Annotated in this window: 15 protein-coding genes, 2 pseudogenes and 1 riboswitch; of the genes and pseudogenes, 14 read left to right on the top strand and 3 right to left on the bottom strand. The window is 73.7% G+C overall.

The features are described 5' to 3' along the window. The 5 genes and pseudogenes from ACIQAK_RS17825 (at window position 1) to ACIQAK_RS17805 (ending at window position 4,371) form a co-directional block, all read left to right on the top strand. Complete coding sequence (locus tag ACIQAK_RS17825; RefSeq protein ID WP_366389622.1) at window positions 1-1,134, top strand: type III polyketide synthase; 1,134 nt, start codon at window positions 1-3, stop codon at window positions 1,132-1,134. Window positions 1,135-1,234: 100 nt separating this feature from the next. Then, window positions 1,235-2,425, top strand: a complete 1,191-nt coding sequence (locus ACIQAK_RS17820) for a S8 family peptidase (RefSeq protein ID WP_366389433.1) — start codon at window positions 1,235-1,237, stop codon at window positions 2,423-2,425. A gap of 109 nt (window positions 2,426-2,534) precedes the next feature. Beyond that, a pseudogene (locus ACIQAK_RS17815) lies at window positions 2,535-2,801 on the top strand (hypothetical protein); the annotation flags it as partial. 134 nt (window positions 2,802-2,935) lie between these two features. Continuing rightward, window positions 2,936-3,253: a cupin gene (locus tag ACIQAK_RS17810; protein ID WP_366389434.1), complete on the top strand. Its 318-nt coding sequence runs from the start codon at window positions 2,936-2,938 to the stop codon at window positions 3,251-3,253. A 155-nt stretch (window positions 3,254-3,408) separates the two neighbouring features. Next, window positions 3,409-4,371: a YihY/virulence factor BrkB family protein gene (locus tag ACIQAK_RS17805; protein ID WP_366389435.1), complete on the top strand. Its 963-nt coding sequence runs from the start codon at window positions 3,409-3,411 to the stop codon at window positions 4,369-4,371. On the opposite strand, the gene ACIQAK_RS17800 is transcribed toward ACIQAK_RS17805, so the two are convergent. Together ACIQAK_RS17800 and ACIQAK_RS17795 are read right to left on the bottom strand one after the other, a co-directional pair. After that, window positions 4,355-5,365: a zinc-binding dehydrogenase gene (locus tag ACIQAK_RS17800; protein ID WP_366389436.1), complete on the bottom strand. Its 1,011-nt coding sequence runs from the start codon at window positions 5,363-5,365 to the stop codon at window positions 4,355-4,357. The genes ACIQAK_RS17805 and ACIQAK_RS17800 overlap by 17 nt on opposite strands. Before the next feature lie 56 nt (window positions 5,366-5,421). Beyond that, a complete protein-coding gene (locus ACIQAK_RS17795) occupies window positions 5,422-6,267 on the bottom strand; it encodes a M12 family metallo-peptidase (RefSeq protein ID WP_366389437.1) in 846 nt (281 codons plus the stop codon). A 223-nt stretch (window positions 6,268-6,490) separates the two neighbouring features. Between ACIQAK_RS17795 and ACIQAK_RS17790 the strand changes: the two genes are divergently transcribed. Further along, window positions 6,491-7,363 carry an ABC transporter substrate-binding protein gene (locus ACIQAK_RS17790; protein WP_366389438.1) on the top strand — a complete coding sequence of 291 codons (873 nt, stop codon included), beginning with the start codon at window positions 6,491-6,493 and terminating at the stop codon, window positions 7,361-7,363. Between the two features lie 6 nt (window positions 7,364-7,369). On the opposite strand, the gene ACIQAK_RS17785 is transcribed toward ACIQAK_RS17790, so the two are convergent. After that, window positions 7,370-7,795, bottom strand: a complete 426-nt coding sequence (locus ACIQAK_RS17785) for a nuclear transport factor 2 family protein (protein WP_366389439.1) — start codon at window positions 7,793-7,795, stop codon at window positions 7,370-7,372. A gap of 151 nt (window positions 7,796-7,946) precedes the next feature. Here ACIQAK_RS17785 and ACIQAK_RS17780 point away from each other — a divergent pair, with 151 nt between their 5' ends. The 8 genes and pseudogenes from ACIQAK_RS17780 to ACIQAK_RS17745 all read left to right on the top strand — a co-directional run bounded on the left by ACIQAK_RS17780 (window position 7,947) and on the right by ACIQAK_RS17745 (window position 16,216). Then, on the top strand, window positions 7,947-8,501 hold the full coding sequence (locus ACIQAK_RS17780; RefSeq protein WP_366389440.1) for a PadR family transcriptional regulator: 555 nt from the start codon (window positions 7,947-7,949) through the stop codon (window positions 8,499-8,501). Between the two features lie 46 nt (window positions 8,502-8,547). Then, window positions 8,548-8,871, top strand: a pseudogene (locus tag ACIQAK_RS17775) (MFS transporter); the annotation flags it as partial. A 290-nt stretch (window positions 8,872-9,161) separates the two neighbouring features. Then, on the top strand, window positions 9,162-10,094 hold the full coding sequence (locus ACIQAK_RS17770; protein WP_366389441.1) for a carbohydrate kinase: 933 nt from the start codon (window positions 9,162-9,164) through the stop codon (window positions 10,092-10,094). A gap of 76 nt (window positions 10,095-10,170) precedes the next feature. Beyond that, on the top strand, window positions 10,171-11,304 hold the full coding sequence (locus ACIQAK_RS17765) for a beta-ketoacyl-ACP synthase 3 (RefSeq protein ID WP_401848320.1): 1,134 nt from the start codon (window positions 10,171-10,173) through the stop codon (window positions 11,302-11,304). Then, window positions 11,288-12,544, top strand: coding sequence for a beta-ketoacyl-[acyl-carrier-protein] synthase family protein (locus ACIQAK_RS17760; protein ID WP_366389442.1), 1,257 nt, complete (start codon window positions 11,288-11,290; stop codon window positions 12,542-12,544). Before ACIQAK_RS17765 ends, ACIQAK_RS17760 begins: the two co-directional genes overlap by 17 nt. Before the next feature lie 63 nt (window positions 12,545-12,607). Further along, on the top strand, window positions 12,608-14,632 hold the full coding sequence (locus tag ACIQAK_RS17755) for an acyl-CoA dehydrogenase (RefSeq protein ID WP_366389443.1): 2,025 nt from the start codon (window positions 12,608-12,610) through the stop codon (window positions 14,630-14,632). 88 nt (window positions 14,633-14,720) lie between these two features. Then, window positions 14,721-14,996 (top strand): acyl carrier protein, encoded by a 276-nt coding sequence (locus ACIQAK_RS17750; RefSeq protein ID WP_366389444.1) that lies wholly within the window; start codon window positions 14,721-14,723, stop codon window positions 14,994-14,996. Continuing rightward, a complete protein-coding gene (locus tag ACIQAK_RS17745; RefSeq protein WP_366389445.1) occupies window positions 14,993-16,216 on the top strand; it encodes a beta-ketoacyl-[acyl-carrier-protein] synthase family protein in 1,224 nt (407 codons plus the stop codon). Before ACIQAK_RS17750 ends, ACIQAK_RS17745 begins: the two co-directional genes overlap by 4 nt. 116 nt (window positions 16,217-16,332) lie before the next feature. Then, a riboswitch (cobalamin riboswitch) is annotated at window positions 16,333-16,520 on the top strand. Window positions 16,521-16,574 lie beyond the last annotated feature (54 nt).

Genomic DNA, 16,574 nt, shown 5'->3' with positions numbered 1-16,574 from the left:
ATACGAGGAGAACCCATGGCGACCCTGTGCCGACCGGCCATCGCTGTGCCCGAACACGTCATTACGATGCAGCAGACCCTGGACCTGGCGCGGGAGACCCACCACGGGCACCCCCAGCGCGACCTCGTCCTGAGGCTCATCCGGAACACCGGCGTCCAGACCCGGCACCTGGTGCAGCCGATCGAGGAGACCCTCAAGCACCCCGGCTTCGAGGTCCGCAACCAGGTGTACGAGGCCGAGGCCAAGGCCCGGGTCCCCGACGTGGTGCGGCAGGCCCTCGCCAACGCCGAGACCGAGCCGGCCGACATCGACCTCATCGTCTACGTCTCCTGCACGGGCTTCATGATGCCCTCGCTGACCGCGTGGATCATCAACACCATGGGGTTCAGACCCGAGACCCGGCAACTGCCCATCGCCCAGCTCGGCTGCGCGGCGGGCGGCGCGGCGATCAACCGGGCGCACGACTTCTGCCGGGCCTACCCCGACTCCAACGTCCTCATCGTCTCCTGCGAGTTCTGCTCGCTCTGCTACCAGCCCGCCGACATCGGCGTCGGATCGCTCCTGTCCAACGGCCTGTTCGGGGACGCCATCTCCGCCGCCGTCGTCCGGGGGCAGGGCGGCACCGGTATGAGCCTGGAGCGCAACGGCTCCCACCTCGTGCCCGACACCGAGGACTGGATCTCCTACGCCGTCCGCGACACCGGATTCCACTTCCTGCTCGACAAGCGCGTCCCCGGCACCATGGAGATGCTCGCACCGGTCCTGCAGGACCTGGTCGACCTGCACGGCTGGTCGGTGCCCGACATGGACTTCTTCATCATCCACGCCGGCGGCCCGCGCATCCTCGACGACCTCTGCCACTTCCTGAACCTGCCGATGGAGATGTTCCGCTACAGCCGGGCCACCCTCACCGAACGCGGCAACATCGCCAGCTCCGTCGTCTTCGACGCCCTCGCCCGCCTCTTCGACGACGGGGGAGTCGCCACATCCGCGCAGGGCATGATCGCCGGCTTCGGACCCGGTATCACCGCCGAGGTCGCGGTCGGCAGCTGGACGAACCACGACTCCCGGCCGGACCCCGCCCAGGAGCTGGCCGAGCTGGAGCTCACGCCGAGCGTTGCGCTGTCCGGCTGAACCCGCTAAGGCGCCGTACGGCGGGGGACGAAGGAACGGGTGTTCGCGCTTCGCGGATGCGTATCTGCTCCGCGAACGACCCCCACCCGAGGAGACCTGCATGCGCCTGCGCGCCCGATGGGCCCCGGCAGCCCTGCTGCTGATCGCACCGCTGATCGGCACCACCACTCCGGCCACCGCCGACACCGGACCGGAAGGGGTCACGGTGGAGCAGTCCGCCCGGGCCGTGCCCGGGCAGTACATCGTCACCCTGGAGCCCGAACTCTCACCGGACGCCGTCCTGAAGGAGTTCGGGATCCAGTCCATGTTCACGTACGGAAATGTTCTCCACGGCTTCGCCGCCAAGCTCACCGCCACCGAACTGGAGGCCGTGCGGACCGTGCCCGGCGTCCTCGCTGTCGAGGAGAACGCCGAGGTGACGGTGGAGGCGCCCAGGGCGGGCGGCCTCTTCCGGGCCCCCGCGGCCACCTGGGGCACCGACCGGATCGACCAGCGCGCCCTGCCGCTGGACGACACCTTCACCACCACCGCCACGGGTGCGGGGGTGAAGGTGTACGTCGTCGACACCGGCATCGAAGCCGGCCACAGCGAGTTCGGCGGCCGGGTCGTCAGCGGCTACGACTCGGTCGGCGACGGCCGGAAGGGGCAGGACTGCAACGGCCACGGCACCCATGTGGCCGGAACCGCCGGGGGCGCCACCTCCGGTGTGGCGAAGGGCGCATCCCTGGTCAACGTGCGGGTGCTGGACTGCCAGGGCCGGGGCAGCTGGGCCGGCATCATCGCAGGGTTCGACTGGGTGGCCAAGGACGCGGCGGGCGGCACCACCCCCGCCGTCCTGAACGCCTCGCTGGGCGGGGGCCGCTCCCGTGCCGTCGACGCGGCGGTCGAAGCCGTCGCGGACGCGGGCGTGCTGCCGGTGGTGGCGGCGGGCAACGACGACATCGACGCCTGCCGTGTCTCCCCGGCCGCCGCCGCCGGCGTGGTCACGGTCGGAGCGAGCGACCGCGAGGACCGGGAGACCGATTTCAGCAACCACGGCTCCTGCCTCGCGCTCTACGCCCCCGGCGCCGACATCGTCTCCGCACGCCTCGGGGGCGGGACCGTCGCCCTGAACGGGACCTCCATGGCCAGCCCGCACGTCGCCGGGGTCGCCGCCCTCTACAAGGGGGAGAACCCCACGGCCACTCCCGCCGCCGTCACGCGCTGGCTGACCGACACCGCCACGCCGAACGTCCTCTCCGGCCTCGGCGCGGACTCGCCCGATCTGCTCCTCCACACCGGCGGCCTCTGACACGCCGCCAGGTGGGGCCGGTGAGCGGTCACCGTGGCAGACGATCCGCTCATCGGCCCCACCCTTCGGCCGCTGCCGGAACGGTGGACGGTCTCTCATTCCTCTGCAACACCCGATGAACGGGTTCGGGACCCAGCCGACGAAGATGGAGAACGTCTCGGTCGTCCGGTCCGGCGGGCACTTCCGGGGATCGCGGACCTTCCCCGGGATCTGGCTCTTCTCGGCGTCCCAGGTGTTCCAGGGCATCCGGATCTCGGACGTCGACATCATCGATCCGACGTACAGCGGCATCGTGTTCCGGACGAACTACGTCGGTGGGCAGCCGCAGTTCCCGATCAAGGACACCGTGCTCAGCGACATCTCGATCTCCGGTGCGTACGTTCCGGTCATCCGGTGACCGCGCTCCGGGACCCGCCATCCGCCGGTCCGCACCTACGGGACCCGCCATCCGCCGGTCCGCGCCTACCGGAGGGATCGCGGGGTGGCAGGCGCTGCGGCAGAGTGGGGACCATGGACGACCTCAACGCACTCGCCGAGGAGCACCTGACCGCCGCCCGCGATTCCGCGCACGGCCGCAGCGCCCGTCTCCTGATCCAGGAGCCGCCCCTGCGCCAGACGGTGATCGCGCTCACCTCCGGCTCGGCGCTCGACGAACACAACGCGCCGCCCGCCGCCTCCCTCCAGGTGCTGCGCGGCACGGTCCGCCTCACCGCGGACTCCGGTGACGCGGACCTCCCGGCCGGGGCGCTCCACCCGGTCCCGCAGGAGCGGCACGGTCTGCTGGCCCTACAGGACGCGGTGGTCCTCCTCACGGCCGTCAACGACTGACCGCCGGGCCGTATCTTTGGTAGTCCCGGACATCCGCGGGGTCAGGCAGGTGTGTCCGGGCGCCGGCGTGGCAGGAGACGATCGAGGGAAGCCGGGGCGTCCGTAGGGACGAGCACCCCGCCCGCCGCGCCCGACCACGTCCCCGGAGTACCAGCGTGACCACCCAGACCGCCGCAGCCGCGGGACATATCGTTCCCGCCGCCGGACGCCCCCGCACGCCCCGCCGCTGGCGCACCGCGCTGCGCCGCACCCCGGTCTCGTTGTGGAACGACGACATCACCGACTGGGCCGCCGCCCTGACCTACTACGCCATCCTCGCGCTGCTCCCGGCCCTCCTCGTCACCGTCTCCGTGATCGGTCTCGCCAACCCCGACGCGACCTCCGCCCTGATCGCCGACATCACCGCCTTCGCCCCCGCCGAATCCGGAGAGGCGCTGCGCCGGCCGCTGGAGGCGGCGACCGAGCAGCGCACCGCCGTCTGGCTGCTCGTCGCGACCGGATCGGTGAGCGCCGTCTGGTCCGCGTGCAGCTACCTCGCGGTCTTCCGGCGGGCCCTGCACGCCATGCACCACGTCCAGGACAACCGCCCGGCCCTGCGCCAGGCGCACATCATCGTCGCCTCCGCGATCGGCCTGCTCGCCCTCCTGATGACCAGCGCCTTCGCCCTCGTCCTGACCGGACCGCTGGCCCGCTGGCTCGGCCGCCGCGTCGGCCTGCCCCACGAGGGCGAGAGCCTGTGGGCGGTCCTGAAGTGGCCGGTGCTGCTCTGTCTCGTCGCCTGCCTGATCATGGTCCTCTTCAGTACCGGGCCACGCTCCGCGCGCGGTGTCCGCCGGGGCCTGCCCGGCGGCGTCCTGGCGGCGTTCCTCTGGCTCACCGCGTCGGCGGGCTTCGCGCTGTACGCGACCCAGATCGGCAGCTACAGCAGGCTCTACGGCTCGCTCGCCGGCCTGGTGGTCTTCCTGATCTGGGTCTGGTTCGCCAACCTCTCGCTGCTCGCCGGCGCCCAGTTCAACGTGGAGCTCCACCGGTCGGAGCCGAAGTCCGCCGCGGCCGGGGAGCCCGCTAGGGCCGCGGAGACCGCTACGGCCGGGGAGCCCGCTACGGCCGCAGAATGAGGCGGACCGGGTCGCCCTCCTTGGACTCCATCCGCCGCACCGCCGTCGCCACCTCTTCCAGGGGCAGTACGTCGGTGACCGACCGGGAGAAGTCCAGCCGCCCGCCCTCGGCGAGCCGGACGAGCTGCGCCACATGGTGCTCCTCGGAACCGTAGTGGCCCAGGATCCGGTGCTGGAGGTAGCTGAACCGGGTGGCGTCGGTGACCGTCAGCGGCCGGTCGCTCAGCCCGACCAGCACCAGGCGCCCCTTCGGCGCCAGCACGCTCAGCGCCTGCTCCCGGACCGGGGGCACGCCCGCGAAGTCGAAGGCCGCGTCCAGGCCCGTGCCGCCGGTCGCCCCGAGCACCCGCTCGCGCAGCAGCGGGTCGCCGGAGTCCAGGGCCAGGTCGGCGCCGAAGTCCAGGGCACGGTCGCGGGCGGCCGGCGCCGGGTCCACCGCGATCACCGGGTACGCGCCCACGGCCCGCAGCAGCTGCACGGCGTGCGCCCCGAGCCCGCCCGCGCCCCAGACCCCGGCGGCCTGCGCCGGGCGTACGCCACCGGTGCCGGTCACCGCCGCCCAAGGGGTGGAGACCGCGTCCGGGATGATCGCGGCCTGGTCCAGGGGGAGCGTGTCGGGCAGCGCGACCAGGGTGGTGGCCGTGGCCAGGGCGTACTCGGCCCAGCCCCCGTCGTAGTCGACCCCTCGCGTGTACGTCCGGTCCCCGCGCCGCTCGCCCGCCTGGAGGACCACCCGTTGCCCGGCCGTCCAGTCGCCGGCCCCGGGGCCGAGCGAGTCGACCGTCCCGGCGACCTCGTGACCCAGGGTGACGAAGTCGCCCTCCGCATACAGGGGGGTGAGCGTGCCGTCGACGAGATGCACATCGGAGAGACAGACCCCGGCCGCGCCCACCTTCACCAGCACCTCGCCCGGACCCGGTACCGGCTTCGCCACCTCCTGGACGGAGAGGGTGCGGGTGGGCAGATGCAGGCGCGCGGCGCGCATGCGGTCCATGGCGGGGTCCTTGTCGTGGCGGGTCGGCCCGGGCGCGGGCGACGGGACCCGGCCGGTCAGTCCCTCGAACGGTAACCGGCGACGATCGGCATCGTCTCGCGCAGCACCCGCACACTGTCGTTCGACCCGTCGCCGAGCCGTCGCCCCTTCCAGCTCCCCTTCGCACTGGAGAACCGGCTGATGCGCTTGCAGTGGGCGCCGCACGCGGCGCGGTACGCCATGAGGGTGTAGGCCCGTCCGTCCTCGGTGATCCAGCCGGTGTTGTACGGGCGGGTGCGGCTCACGTTCATCGACCCGCCGGGGTTCGACGCGAGCGTCGTACGGTCGTGGGCCAGGCCCAGGTTGTGCCCGATCTCATGACTCGCCGAATCCAGCGCGATGCCGTCGACCTCGACCACCGCGTACGCGTACTCGTGGGTGGACTCGTCGAGGGCGGAGGTGTAGTCCGCGGTGCCGCCGCCCCGCTCGGCCCGCTCCACGACGAGCGTCACCAGATCGGCGCCGTACCGCTCGCGCCGCTCGCGCACCTGGTGCCCGAAACCCGAGTCGTGGTCCTTCAACGCGGCGTACGCGGCGCGGAACTCCTCCGAACCGTCGTAGCTCCTCGCGGTGTACGGGTGGACGACCCGGATGATCCCGCACAGCCCGTCGGCCGCCAGGGAGCGGTTCATCCGGGTCGCGATCTGCTGGGCCGACGCCGGAACCCGGTGCTCGCCGCCCAGCCGCTCCGCGGCTCTGGGCGTGTAGACCACCATGACGTCGACGACGGGGCAGCGCGTCACCGCCGACGCCGCCGCCGCAGTGGCCGGGGCGCTCGCCGACGTGCCGGAGAGGAACGGGGCGGCGCAGAGGGACGCGGCGAGACCGACGGCCAGAGTCGCCTTCGGGAAGGGTGCACGCATGGGAAGTCGTCTCCATCCGGAGAGGGCGGGCGGAGGGCCGCCCGGATACCGAGCGTATTTCCTTTTTAACACTGGGTGAGGGAGGTCGCCCGTCGCGCCGAATGCCGGGCGGTACGAAGGTGGGGTCCGGGCCGAGGGGTGTGGCGCTGGGCGGGTGGGCAAGTACACCTGTACGAACTCGCACAAGCGGTAGGGCAGTCGGTGACAGAGGGGCGTGCGTGGCATGAGGGAAGAGAGCGAATGGCGTTTCTCCGACGACCGGGGTCAGGTGTCGGCGGCCCCCCGGCGCCCCGAGCGGGTGCTCGCCTACGTCCAGGCCGGGGCGACGCTGTGGGGCCTCGGCATCCAGCCGCAGGGGATCTTCGGCTCCGACCACGACGGCCCCGAGCCCGACCGGGCCAAGGCCGGGACGCTCCCGCTGGACGAGGTCGCGTACGTCGGGGCCGGCGGCGCGCTGGACGTGGAGCGGCTGCTCGGTGACGGGCCGGATCTGGTGGTCGCGGTGAGTTACGGCGGGGGCCATGTGTACGGGCTGGCGCCGGAGACCGCCAAGCCGCTGGAGGAGCGGGTCCCGGTCGTCGTCATCGACGTGAGCCAGGCCCGTACGTTCGCCGGGATCGGGGACCGGTTCGCCGAGCTGGCCCGCTCGCTCGGCGCTGGGGACCGCGCGGACGCGGACGCCGATCTCGACGCCGCCCGGGAGCGGCTGCGGGCCGTCGCCGCCGTGGGTCCGGCCGGCGCCCCCCGGGTGGTCGCCCTCTCCCCGGCCGGATCCGACCAGGCCCACGTGGCGCGCCCCGGGATGTGGCCCGAGCTGCGCGTCCTTGCCGAGCTCGGCGTCCACCTGGTGGAGCCGGCCCCGGGCCCGGGCGCCAACTGGTCCACCCTCGGCCGGGCGGAGGCGTTCGCCCTGCGCCCCGACGTGATCCTCACCGACATCCGCGCGCACGCCGCTCCGCTCGACGAGCTGCGCGGCAGCGGGGACCGCTCGGCCCCGGTCGTCCCGTGGAACCCGGAGCCGCTGTACGGCCCCCGTGACCACGCCCGGTTCCTCGGCCTGGTCGCGGACGCGCTGGAGGCGGCCCGGGTGAGGTAGGCGCTGCTACGGGGCGGGGACCAGTCCGTCGGCGATGAGCCCGGCAAGGACCGCCTCGCCGAGGGTGTGCACGGCGGACCGGGGGCGGACCATCACGGTGAACTCCTTGATCCGCCCGTCCTCGGCGAGGTGGACCAGGTCGATGCCGTGGATCTCCTTGCCGTCCACGGTCGCCCGGAAGAGCAGGACCGCGGCCGGGGCCTCGGAGCCGTCCACGCTCGTCTGCGCGGTCCCGGCGAACTCTCCGACGTAACGGAAGTCCTCGAAGGTCCGCAGGAGGACCCCGAAGAGTCCGAGCACCATCGGCCGGCCCTCGAACGGGGTGAACTTCACCGGGCTGTAGAGCCGGACGTCCTCGGTGAACAGATCGTCCAGGGCGTCGAGGTCACGGGTGTCGACGGCAGCGCGGAAGCGGTCCACTGCGGTGGTCATGGCGTCTCCTCGAAGGCATCGGTCAGAAAAGCGATTACTCAACGATGTGAGTAGTCATGTTTCTGACTATCATGGAAGCGCGCTCCTGGACAGAGGTCCAGCGGTGGCGGCCTGCGGTTCCGCGGGTGTCCCGATGGGAGGAGAGGGTCGGATGGCCTTGCGCCATGCCGTGCTGGCGGCACTGCTCGACGAGGAGCTGAGTGGATACCAGCTGGCCAAGGCGTTCGACACGGGTGTCGCCAACTTCTGGCACGCCCTGCCCCAGCAGCTGTACGCCGAGCTCGCCAGGCTGGAGAGGGCGGGCCTGGTCGCCGGGCGCGAGGTCGTGCAGGACACCCGGCCCAACAAGCGGCTGTTCCGGGTCACCGACGACGGACTCGCCGAGCTGGAGGGCTTCGCGGCGGTCGCCGCCAAGCCGTCGTTCATCCGGGACGACCTGCTCGTCAAGGTCCAGGCGGCCGACCACCTGGACACCGGCGAACTGATCGCCCGGCTCACCGAGCGGGCGGAGTTCGCCGAGACCAAGGCCGCGCAGTTCGAGGCGCTGCTCAAGGGGATGCGCGGGGACCGGGCGGAGGCGGAGTTCCTGCTCCACGGGGAGCGGATCGGCCCCTATCTGACCTGCCGCCGCGGGCTGGAATTCGAACGCGCCAACCGGGACTGGTGCCGGGAGGTCGTCTCGGTCCTGCGGGCCCGGTCCGCCTGAGAGGACGGGCGCCACTTCCCCGAAAACATTCTGCTTCTGGTTCCCCATCGGCAGGTCCATCGCCACCGGGGTGCTCCTCCTCACCGACCGGGGCACGGGCCTGGCCGCCGTCGCCGGGTTCTTCGCGTACGTGGACACCGTCCACGCCCACGCGGGCCCCGGAGCGGAGCTGCGTACGGGCCTGGCGCGCGGCAGCTCCGCGATGTCGGCCGCCCTCGCGCCCGGCACCCTGCTCGGCGGCGGGCTGCCCTGGCCGCTCGGCCTCGGCCCCGGCGTGGGGGAGTGGCCGGCCGAGGTGTCCGCCGGCCTCGTCATCCCGCTCTCCGTGCCCGCCCTCCTCGGCGCACTGGTCGAAGTCGTCTTCGTCCTGTCGGAACCCTGCCGCCGGGCCCGCTGCCCTGGCTGCTGGCCGACGCCGTCGTGCTGGCCGTGGCCCTCCTCCGGGTCCGCCGGGCCGCCCCCGCGAAACCGTTGCCGGACAGCGGGGAGCCCGCGGAGGCACGGCACCGACCGCTGCCCGTTCCGGCCGTACCGGCGTCCGATCGGTGACCGGCCGTCGCCCGACGCCCCAGGTGGCTTCCGTAGCAGGGGCAGGATCGGGCTGAATGGGTGCGGAGGCCCAGGACACCCACGTCACGGCAGTTTGGAGACTCGACCCCCATGCTCGACCACAGCGAACTGCTGGTCGTCGGCGAGTGCGTCGCCGACATCGTCCGGCTGCCGGACCAGGAGGACCGGGTCCACCCCGGCGGCAGCCCCGCCAACGTCGCCTACGGCCTGGCCCGCCTCGGCCACCGCGCCACCCTCCTCACCCAGCTCGGCCCCGACGGGAACGGGCGGCTCATTTGGGAGCACCTGGCCTCCGCCGGAGTCACCGTCCGCACCGACGGGGCGACCGCCGCCACCCCGTCGGCCGCCGTCACCCTGGACGGGGACGGGAAGGCCACCTACGCGTTCGACATCTCCTGGACCCTCGCCCCCGTCGCCGTGGAGCCCGCGCCGGGCCATGTGCACACCGGGTCGATCGGAGCGGTGGTGGAGCCGGGAGCGGCCACGGCCCTGGACGTCGTGCGGGCCGCCCGGGCCACCGCGACCGTCAGCTACGACCCCAACGTGCGGCCCGACCTCATGGGCGACCACGAAGCGGCCGTGCGCCGGGTCGAGGAGTGCGTCCAGCTGAGCGACCTGGTCAAGGCGAGCGACGAGGACCTGGCATGGCTGTATCCGGGGGAGGAGCCGGAGAAGGCGGCGGCGCGCTGGCTGGAGCACGGGCCGGCCGTCGTGCTGGTGACCCGGGGCGGCGACGGGGCCCTCGCCGTGCTGCCCGGTGGCCGCATCACGGTGGCGGCCGCATCGGTCGACGTGGTGGACACCGTGGGCGCGGGCGACGCGTTCATGTCGGGGACCCTGCACGCGCTGGCCGCGCACGGTCTCCTCGGCACCGGAGCGCGGAAGCGGCTGCACACCGTGGACCGGGACACCGTCACCGACGTACTGCGCCACGCGGTGGCGTCAGCCGCCGTCACCGTCTCCCGGGCAGGCGCCAACCCGCCCGACGCGGCGGAGCTCCGGGAGGCGCTCGGCCTAAACTGACCAACCGTCATGACCCGTTCGGCCCAGTCGAACGCACCCTCGCCAGGCGCCCCGCCGTTCGTCAACCGGCCGCAGTATGACAACGGGATCGGGGCAGCGGGTGGCGAGCAGACGGACAGCAGGCAGCGAGGCCGGGCCGCGAGCCGAGGAGCGCGCCTCGACGGGCGGCGGCAGGCGCACGGCGGTGCTGGAGGGCGTGGCGGGCTGGGTGCCGGGGGAGCCGGTCGGCAACGAGCGGCTCCCCGCCGACTGGGGCGTCGACGACGCCTGGGTCCGCCGCCGCACCGGCATCGGCAGCCGGCACCGCGCCGGCCCCGGGGCCGCCACCGGTGACCTCGCCTACGAGGCGGCCTCCCGGCTGCTCGCGGGCGCCCGGGCGGCCGGCCCCGTCGACGCGGTGGTCCTCGCCACCGCGACGCCCGACCACCTCTGCCCCGGGACCGCGCCCGCCCTCGCGGCCCGGCTCGGGCTCGGCACCGTACCGGCGCTGGACATCGCCGCCGTGTGCAGCGGCTTCGTCTACGGGCTCGCCCTCTGCCACGGGCTGATCGCCTCCGGCCTCTACGAGCGGATCCTGCTGGTCGGCGCCGACGTCTACTCGACCTGGCTCGACCCCGCCGACCGCTCGGCCGGTGTCGTCTTCGGCGACGGGGCGGGCGCGGCCCTGGTGGCGGCCGGGCGGACCGGCGACCCCGGTGAGCTGCTCGCCTTCGACCTCGGCAGCGACGGTACCGGCCACGACCTGATCACCGTCCCCGGCGGTGGCGCCCGGGCCCGGGCGAGCGGCAAGCCGCCCGAGTTGTCGGACGCGTACTTCCGGATGCAGGGCGGAACCGTCTACCAGCACGCCGTCGAGCGGATGACCGGCTCGTGCCGGGTGCTGCTGGAGCGGGTGGGCTGGGACCCGGCCGAGGTCGACCACTTCGTGCCGCACCAGGCCAACGCCCGGATCCTGCGCGCCGTCGCGGACCGGGTCGGCATCGCGGCGCAGCGCTGCGTCACCCATCTGGAGCGGGTCGGCAACACCGGCGCCGCCTCCATCCCCCTCGCCCTCGCCGACGCGGCGGGCCGGGGGGTGCTGCGCGGCGGCGACCGGGTGCTGCTCACCGCGTTCGGCGGCGGATTGACCTGGGGTTCGGCGGCACTTCGGTGGCCGGGGACCCCGCAGACCATTTCTACGGAAGGAACACAGCATGTCGCAGTCCGCTGATCAGGGCACCGGAGCCGGCGCCGGAACCGCCGTCGCGGTGACGGGGGTCGGCCTGGTGACCCCCGCAGGGGCTGACGAGCACAGCTTCTGGGAGCGGCTGTGCTCCGGGCACTCCACCGCCCGGCGGCGGCCGGAACTGGCCGGCCTCCCGGTCGACTTCGCCTGTCCCGTCGACTCGCTCGACCTGGACGAGGCGGTGGGCGGCCGCTCGGTGTGGCGGATGGCCCGGTTCGTGAAACTGGCCGTCGTCGCCGCCCGGCAGGCCGTCGCCGACGCCGGTCTCGACCCGGCGGTGTGGGACGGCGGGCGGGTCGGCGTGGTGCTGGGCGTCGGCGTCGGGGGCGTCTCCGTCCTCGTGGACAACGCCGCGAAGCTGGCCGCCTCCGGGCCGGAGGCGGTCTCGCCGCTGCTCGTCCCGATGATGATCCCCAACGCGGCGGCGGGTGAGGTCGCCATCGCGCTGAAGGCGGGCGGCCCGTCCCTCGCCCCGGCCACCGCCTGCGCCTCGGGGGCCACCGCGATCGCCGTCGCCCGCGATCTGCTGCTCGGCGGCAGTTGCGACGTGGTGGTGGCCGGGGGCGCCGAGTCGGTGCTGACCCCGCTGGTGGTGACCGCGTTCGCCCGGATGGGCGCGCTCTCCACCCGTACCGCCGACCCGGCGGGCGCGTCGCGGCCGTTCGCCGCCGACCGGGACGGCTTCGTGCTCGGCGAGGGCGCCGCCATGCTCGTCCTGGAGCGCGCGGACGCCGCCCGCGCTCGGGGCGGCCGGGCCCGCGCCCTGCTCACCGGGGCCGGGTCCAGCACCGACGCCCACCACCCCACCGCCCCGGCCCCCGACGGGCGCGGCGCCGAGCGGGCGGTGCGGGCGGCCCTGGACCAGGCGGGCTGGGCGCCGGGCGAGGTCGGCCACGTCAACGCCCACGGCACCTCCACCCCCCTCAACGACGCCATGGAGACCGCCCTCATCTCCCGGCTCTTCCCGCACCGCCCGCCGGTCACCGCGCCCAAGGGCGTCATCGGGCACACCCTCGCGGCGGCGGGCGCGATCGAGGCGGTCGCCACCGTCCTGACGCTGGAACGTTCCCTCATCCCGCCGATCGCCAATCTGGACGCCCTCCCCGAGGCCTTCCCGCTCGACTGCGTGATGAAGGAACCCCGCCGGCAGCGGGTGGAGCGGGCGGTGAGCCACTCCTTCGGCTTCGGCGGGCACAACGTGGCGCTTGCCTTCCAACGCGCCTGATCCCGCAGGGCCGTTCGGGAACGGCGAGGGGTGTCCTCGCCGTTCCTTGATCGTTACTCCGTCGTGACCCTATCCACGCATAATCCGCCCCCGCCCTCCACCGGTGAGCTGCTCACCCGAGTCCTCTACGGCGACAACTTCCGCCAGGAGCACGGGTCCTGGCGTCGACTGCTCACAACAGAACCGTTTCGGCGATCCGGTGGCGGCACCCCCGACGAACGACTCGCCCTCTCCTACCACCGGCTGCGCATCCTCAACGACACGCTCGACAGCGGCGCGAGGCTCGCCGCCGACCCCCGCGCGCTGGCCGCCCTGCACGAATGGCTCGGCCCGGTCGACCCGGCGCTGACCACCGTCGCGGGCATCCACTACAACCTCTTCCTCGGCAGCCTCCTCGACCACGACCCGGGGACGCCGCGCGACCTCTCGGAGTTCCTGGAGCTACGGAGCATCGGCACCTTCCTCTGTACGGAGGTGGCGCACGGCAACGACGCGCCGGCGGTCGAGACCACCGCGACGTACGACCACGAACGCGACGGCTTCGTCCTGCACACCCCGCACGCCGGGGCGCAGAAGTTCATGCCCAACACCAGCCCCGCCGGGGGGCCCAAGACCGGCGTGGTGGCCGCCCGGCTCCTCGTCGACGGCGCCGACCACGGGGTCTTCCTCTTCCTCGCCCCCCTCACCGACGACATCAGCGCCCTGCCCGGCGTACGGGTACGCCGGCTGCCCGCGCGGATGGGCTCCCCGGTCGACCACTGCCTGACCGCCTTCGACCGGTACTTCGTGCCGCGCGGGGCCCTGCTCGCCGGGGAACACGGGCGGATCGGCGAGGACGGGCGCTTCACCAGCGAACTGGCCAACCGCAGAAGGCGGTTCCTGCTCTCCATCGGGCGGGTCACCCCCGGCAAGCTCTCCATGAGCGCCTGCGCGGTCGGCTCCGCCCGGGTCACCCTCGCCCTCGCGATCCGGTACGCCGGCCACCGGCTGGTCTCCGGCTCGCGCGCCGGCCGGCGGGTGCCGGTCTACGCCCACCGCACCCACCACGGCCCGCTCGCCGGGGCGATGGCCACCGTCTTCGCCATGAGCCTCCTGCACCGCAGGGTGCTGGACCGCTGGGAGTCCGCCCCCGCCGCCGACCGGGACGAGGCGGAGCGCCTGGTCGCCGTAGCCAAGGGGTGGATCACCTGGCAGGCGCGGGGCGTCATCGTCGAGTGCCGGGAGCGCTGCGGAGCGCAGGGGCTGCTGGAGAACAACGGCATGACCGAACTGTTCACCGGCATCGAGGGCGCGATCACCGCCGAGGGCGACAACCTCGCCGTCCACGCCAAGGCCGCCGCCGAGATGCTGTTCGGCGTCACGGTCCGGGATGAGGCGCAGGAGGCGACCGGGGAGCTGGACGATCCCCGCTTCCTGGGCCGGTTGCTCGCGGCGGTGGAGGACATCTGGTTCGACCGTGCCCGGGAGAGGATGAGCGCCGCCCCGTCCGGCGACCCGCTCGGCCGCTGGAACGCCGCCTCGGGGCCGGCGCTGCGCGGGGTGGAGGCGTACGGCTACCGACAGGCCGGCGAGGCCTACGAGCAGGCCGCCGCCGCCCTGCCCGACGGGCCGGCCCGCGAGCGGCTGACCGAACTGCACCGGCTCTTCGCCCTCCAGTGGATCGCCCGCAACAGCGGTGACCTGCTCGCCGCCGGACGGCTGACCGCCGATCAGGTCACCCTCCTGCCCGACGCGGTGGAGCACCTCATCACGACCGTGGCCCGGCACGCCCCCGACCTGGTGGCGTCGTTCGCGCTGCCCGAAAGCCTGATGTCGGACTGGCCGATCGCCGGACCCGGTTACGCGGACGCGTACGACGACCCGGAGGGTTCCTGGCACCGGGGCCGCAGGCCGGGCCCCGGGCGCCGCACGGCGGATTTCCGGCGGCCCGCCTGCGGCAGCAGGCGGCGGCGTCCGCTGCGCGAGAAGGTGGCGGCGCTCGGTACCTGGGGCGTGCTGCTGGCGTACTGGGGGACCACATCGGTGCTTGCCCGATGGTTCGAGAAGCCGCAGGTGAGCGCAGACGAATCGGTTCGCCCCAGGGCGTAACCGGAGGATCGTCGTCCAGTTATTTCGGGGGCGGGGCCGCTGTGCGAGCCACCCGCCCCCCAGGAAGACGCCGATGAGAGGAACGACCATGACGACCATCCACCCGAAGATCACCGAGGTGCTGACCGCGACGTTCAAGGTGCCCGCCGCCGAGATTCTGCCGCAGTCCACGATGGACAGCCTGGAGATGGACTCCCTGGCCGTCGCCGAGTTCGCCGTCATCATCAAGGAGACCCTGGGGGTCGCCGCCGACTCCGAGAAGCTCTACAAGGACGCCACCTTGGCCGACATCACCGCGTTCATCGACGCTGCGGTCGGCGGCGGGGCGGCGGGCGGTGCGGTCCCGGTGAGCAACACCCGATGAACCGACCCGCCATCGCCGTCACCGGCCTGGGGATGATCACTCCGGCCGGCCACACCACCGACACCACCTGGGACGGGGTCTGCCGCGGGGAGTCCTTCGCGCACACCGTCCCCGAACTGCACGGCTGCGCCGTCGACTTCGCCTGCACGGTCTCCGGCATCGACCTGGACGAGGCGGTCGGCGGCCGCAGCGCCTTCCGCATGGGCCGGTACGTCAAGTTCGCCGTCCTCGCCGCCCGGGAGGCGGTGGCCGACGCCGGACTCGACCCCGCCCACTGGGACGGCGCCCGCGTCGCCGTCGTCGTCGGCACCAGCAGCGGGGGATCCGCCGGACTCACCGAACAGGCCGTCGCCCTGGAGCGGCGGGGCCCCGAGGCCACCTCGCCCTCGGGCATCCTGCTCACCATCCCGAGCATGCCCGCGGCCGAGATCGCCATCCAGATGAAGGCCACGGGCCCCAGCCTGGCACCGTGCACCGCCTGCTCCTCCGGGGTGACCGCGCTCTCCGTGGCCCGCGACATGCTGGCGCTGGGCCGGTGCGACATCGCGATCGCCGGCGCCACCGAGTCGATCGTCTTCCCGGTCGCCATGACCGGTTTCGCCCGCTCCGGTGCGGCGGCGCCGCGGGACGGGGACCCCGCCCGCCGGTGCCGCCCCTTCGCCATCGACCGGGCCGGACTCGTCATGGGCGAAGGCGCCGCGATCATGGTCCTGGAGCGGGCGGAGGACGCCCGCGCCCGAGGAGCGGCCCCCCGGGCGCTGCTGGCCGGCACCGGCGCCACGACCGACGCCCACCACCCCACCAGCCCGCACCCCTCCGGGCAGATCGCGCGGGCGGCCGTCGACGCGGCGCTGGCCGACGCGGGCTGGCGGGCCGAGGACGTCGACCACGTCAACGCGCACGGCACCTCGACACCCCAGGGCGACGCGACCGAAGCCGCCCTCATCGGCCGGGCCTACCCGCACCGGCCGCCCGTCACCGCCCCCAAGGGCGTACTGGGCCACTGCATGGGGGCGGCCGGTGCCATCGAGGCGGGGCTGACCGTCCTGACGCTCCAGCACGGCATCGTCCCGCCGATCGCCAACCTGGACGCCCCCGACCCCACGTTCGCCATCGACTGCGTCACCAAGGCCCCGCGTGCGCTGCCCGTACGACGGGCCGTCAGCCACTCCTTCGGGTTCGGCGGGCAGAACGCGGTGATCGCGCTCCAGGCCCCGTAAGGGAGTCCGCCGGCTTCACGGCAGCGAGCCGGGCCGGTGCGGCGGGACGATCCCGCGCCGCACCGGCCCGCCGGGGGAGTGGTCCGCGCACCGGCTCTGAGCTGCGCGAAGACCCGTGATAGCTTGCCGGGGCCAGTCGAACCCCAGCGACGGGGTCAGGGAATCCGGTGCGAGACCGGAACTGACGCGCAGCGGTGAGGGGGACGGGCGGGGCCACGGCCACTGGAGCACACACGTGCTCCGGGAAGGCGTCCCGCCCGGACGAACCCGAGTCCGAAGACCTGCTGGCACCCGCGCCCCGCACCGGGGCTCGGGCACCGTACGACGGGCTCCGCGGCTGGGCCCAGAGACACCGAGG

Source organism: Streptomyces sp. NPDC088706, from assembly GCF_044752765.1.
Taxonomy (GTDB): domain Bacteria; phylum Actinomycetota; class Actinomycetes; order Streptomycetales; family Streptomycetaceae; genus Streptomyces.
This window is presented reverse-complemented; position numbering and strand designations above follow the sequence as displayed.

Coding starts and splice junctions, on each gene's coding strand:
- ACIQAK_RS17820 (WP_366389433.1), top strand. CDS start 1,235: ATGCGCCTGCGCGCCCGATGGGCCCCGGCAGCCCTGCTGCTGATCGCA.
- ACIQAK_RS17810 (WP_366389434.1), top strand. CDS start 2,936: ATGGACGACCTCAACGCACTCGCCGAGGAGCACCTGACCGCCGCCCGC.
- ACIQAK_RS17800 (WP_366389436.1), bottom strand. CDS start 5,365: ATGGACCGCATGCGCGCCGCGCGCCTGCATCTGCCCACCCGCACCCTC.
- ACIQAK_RS17795 (WP_366389437.1), bottom strand. CDS start 6,267: ATGCGTGCACCCTTCCCGAAGGCGACTCTGGCCGTCGGTCTCGCCGCG.
- ACIQAK_RS17790 (WP_366389438.1), top strand. CDS start 6,491: ATGAGGGAAGAGAGCGAATGGCGTTTCTCCGACGACCGGGGTCAGGTG.
- ACIQAK_RS17785 (WP_366389439.1), bottom strand. CDS start 7,795: ATGACCACCGCAGTGGACCGCTTCCGCGCTGCCGTCGACACCCGTGAC.
- ACIQAK_RS17780 (WP_366389440.1), top strand. CDS start 7,947: ATGGCCTTGCGCCATGCCGTGCTGGCGGCACTGCTCGACGAGGAGCTG.
- ACIQAK_RS17770 (WP_366389441.1), top strand. CDS start 9,162: ATGCTCGACCACAGCGAACTGCTGGTCGTCGGCGAGTGCGTCGCCGAC.
- ACIQAK_RS17765 (WP_401848320.1), top strand. CDS start 10,171: ATGACAACGGGATCGGGGCAGCGGGTGGCGAGCAGACGGACAGCAGGC.
- ACIQAK_RS17760 (WP_366389442.1), top strand. CDS start 11,288: ATGTCGCAGTCCGCTGATCAGGGCACCGGAGCCGGCGCCGGAACCGCC.
- ACIQAK_RS17750 (WP_366389444.1), top strand. CDS start 14,721: ATGACGACCATCCACCCGAAGATCACCGAGGTGCTGACCGCGACGTTC.
- ACIQAK_RS17745 (WP_366389445.1), top strand. CDS start 14,993: ATGAACCGACCCGCCATCGCCGTCACCGGCCTGGGGATGATCACTCCG.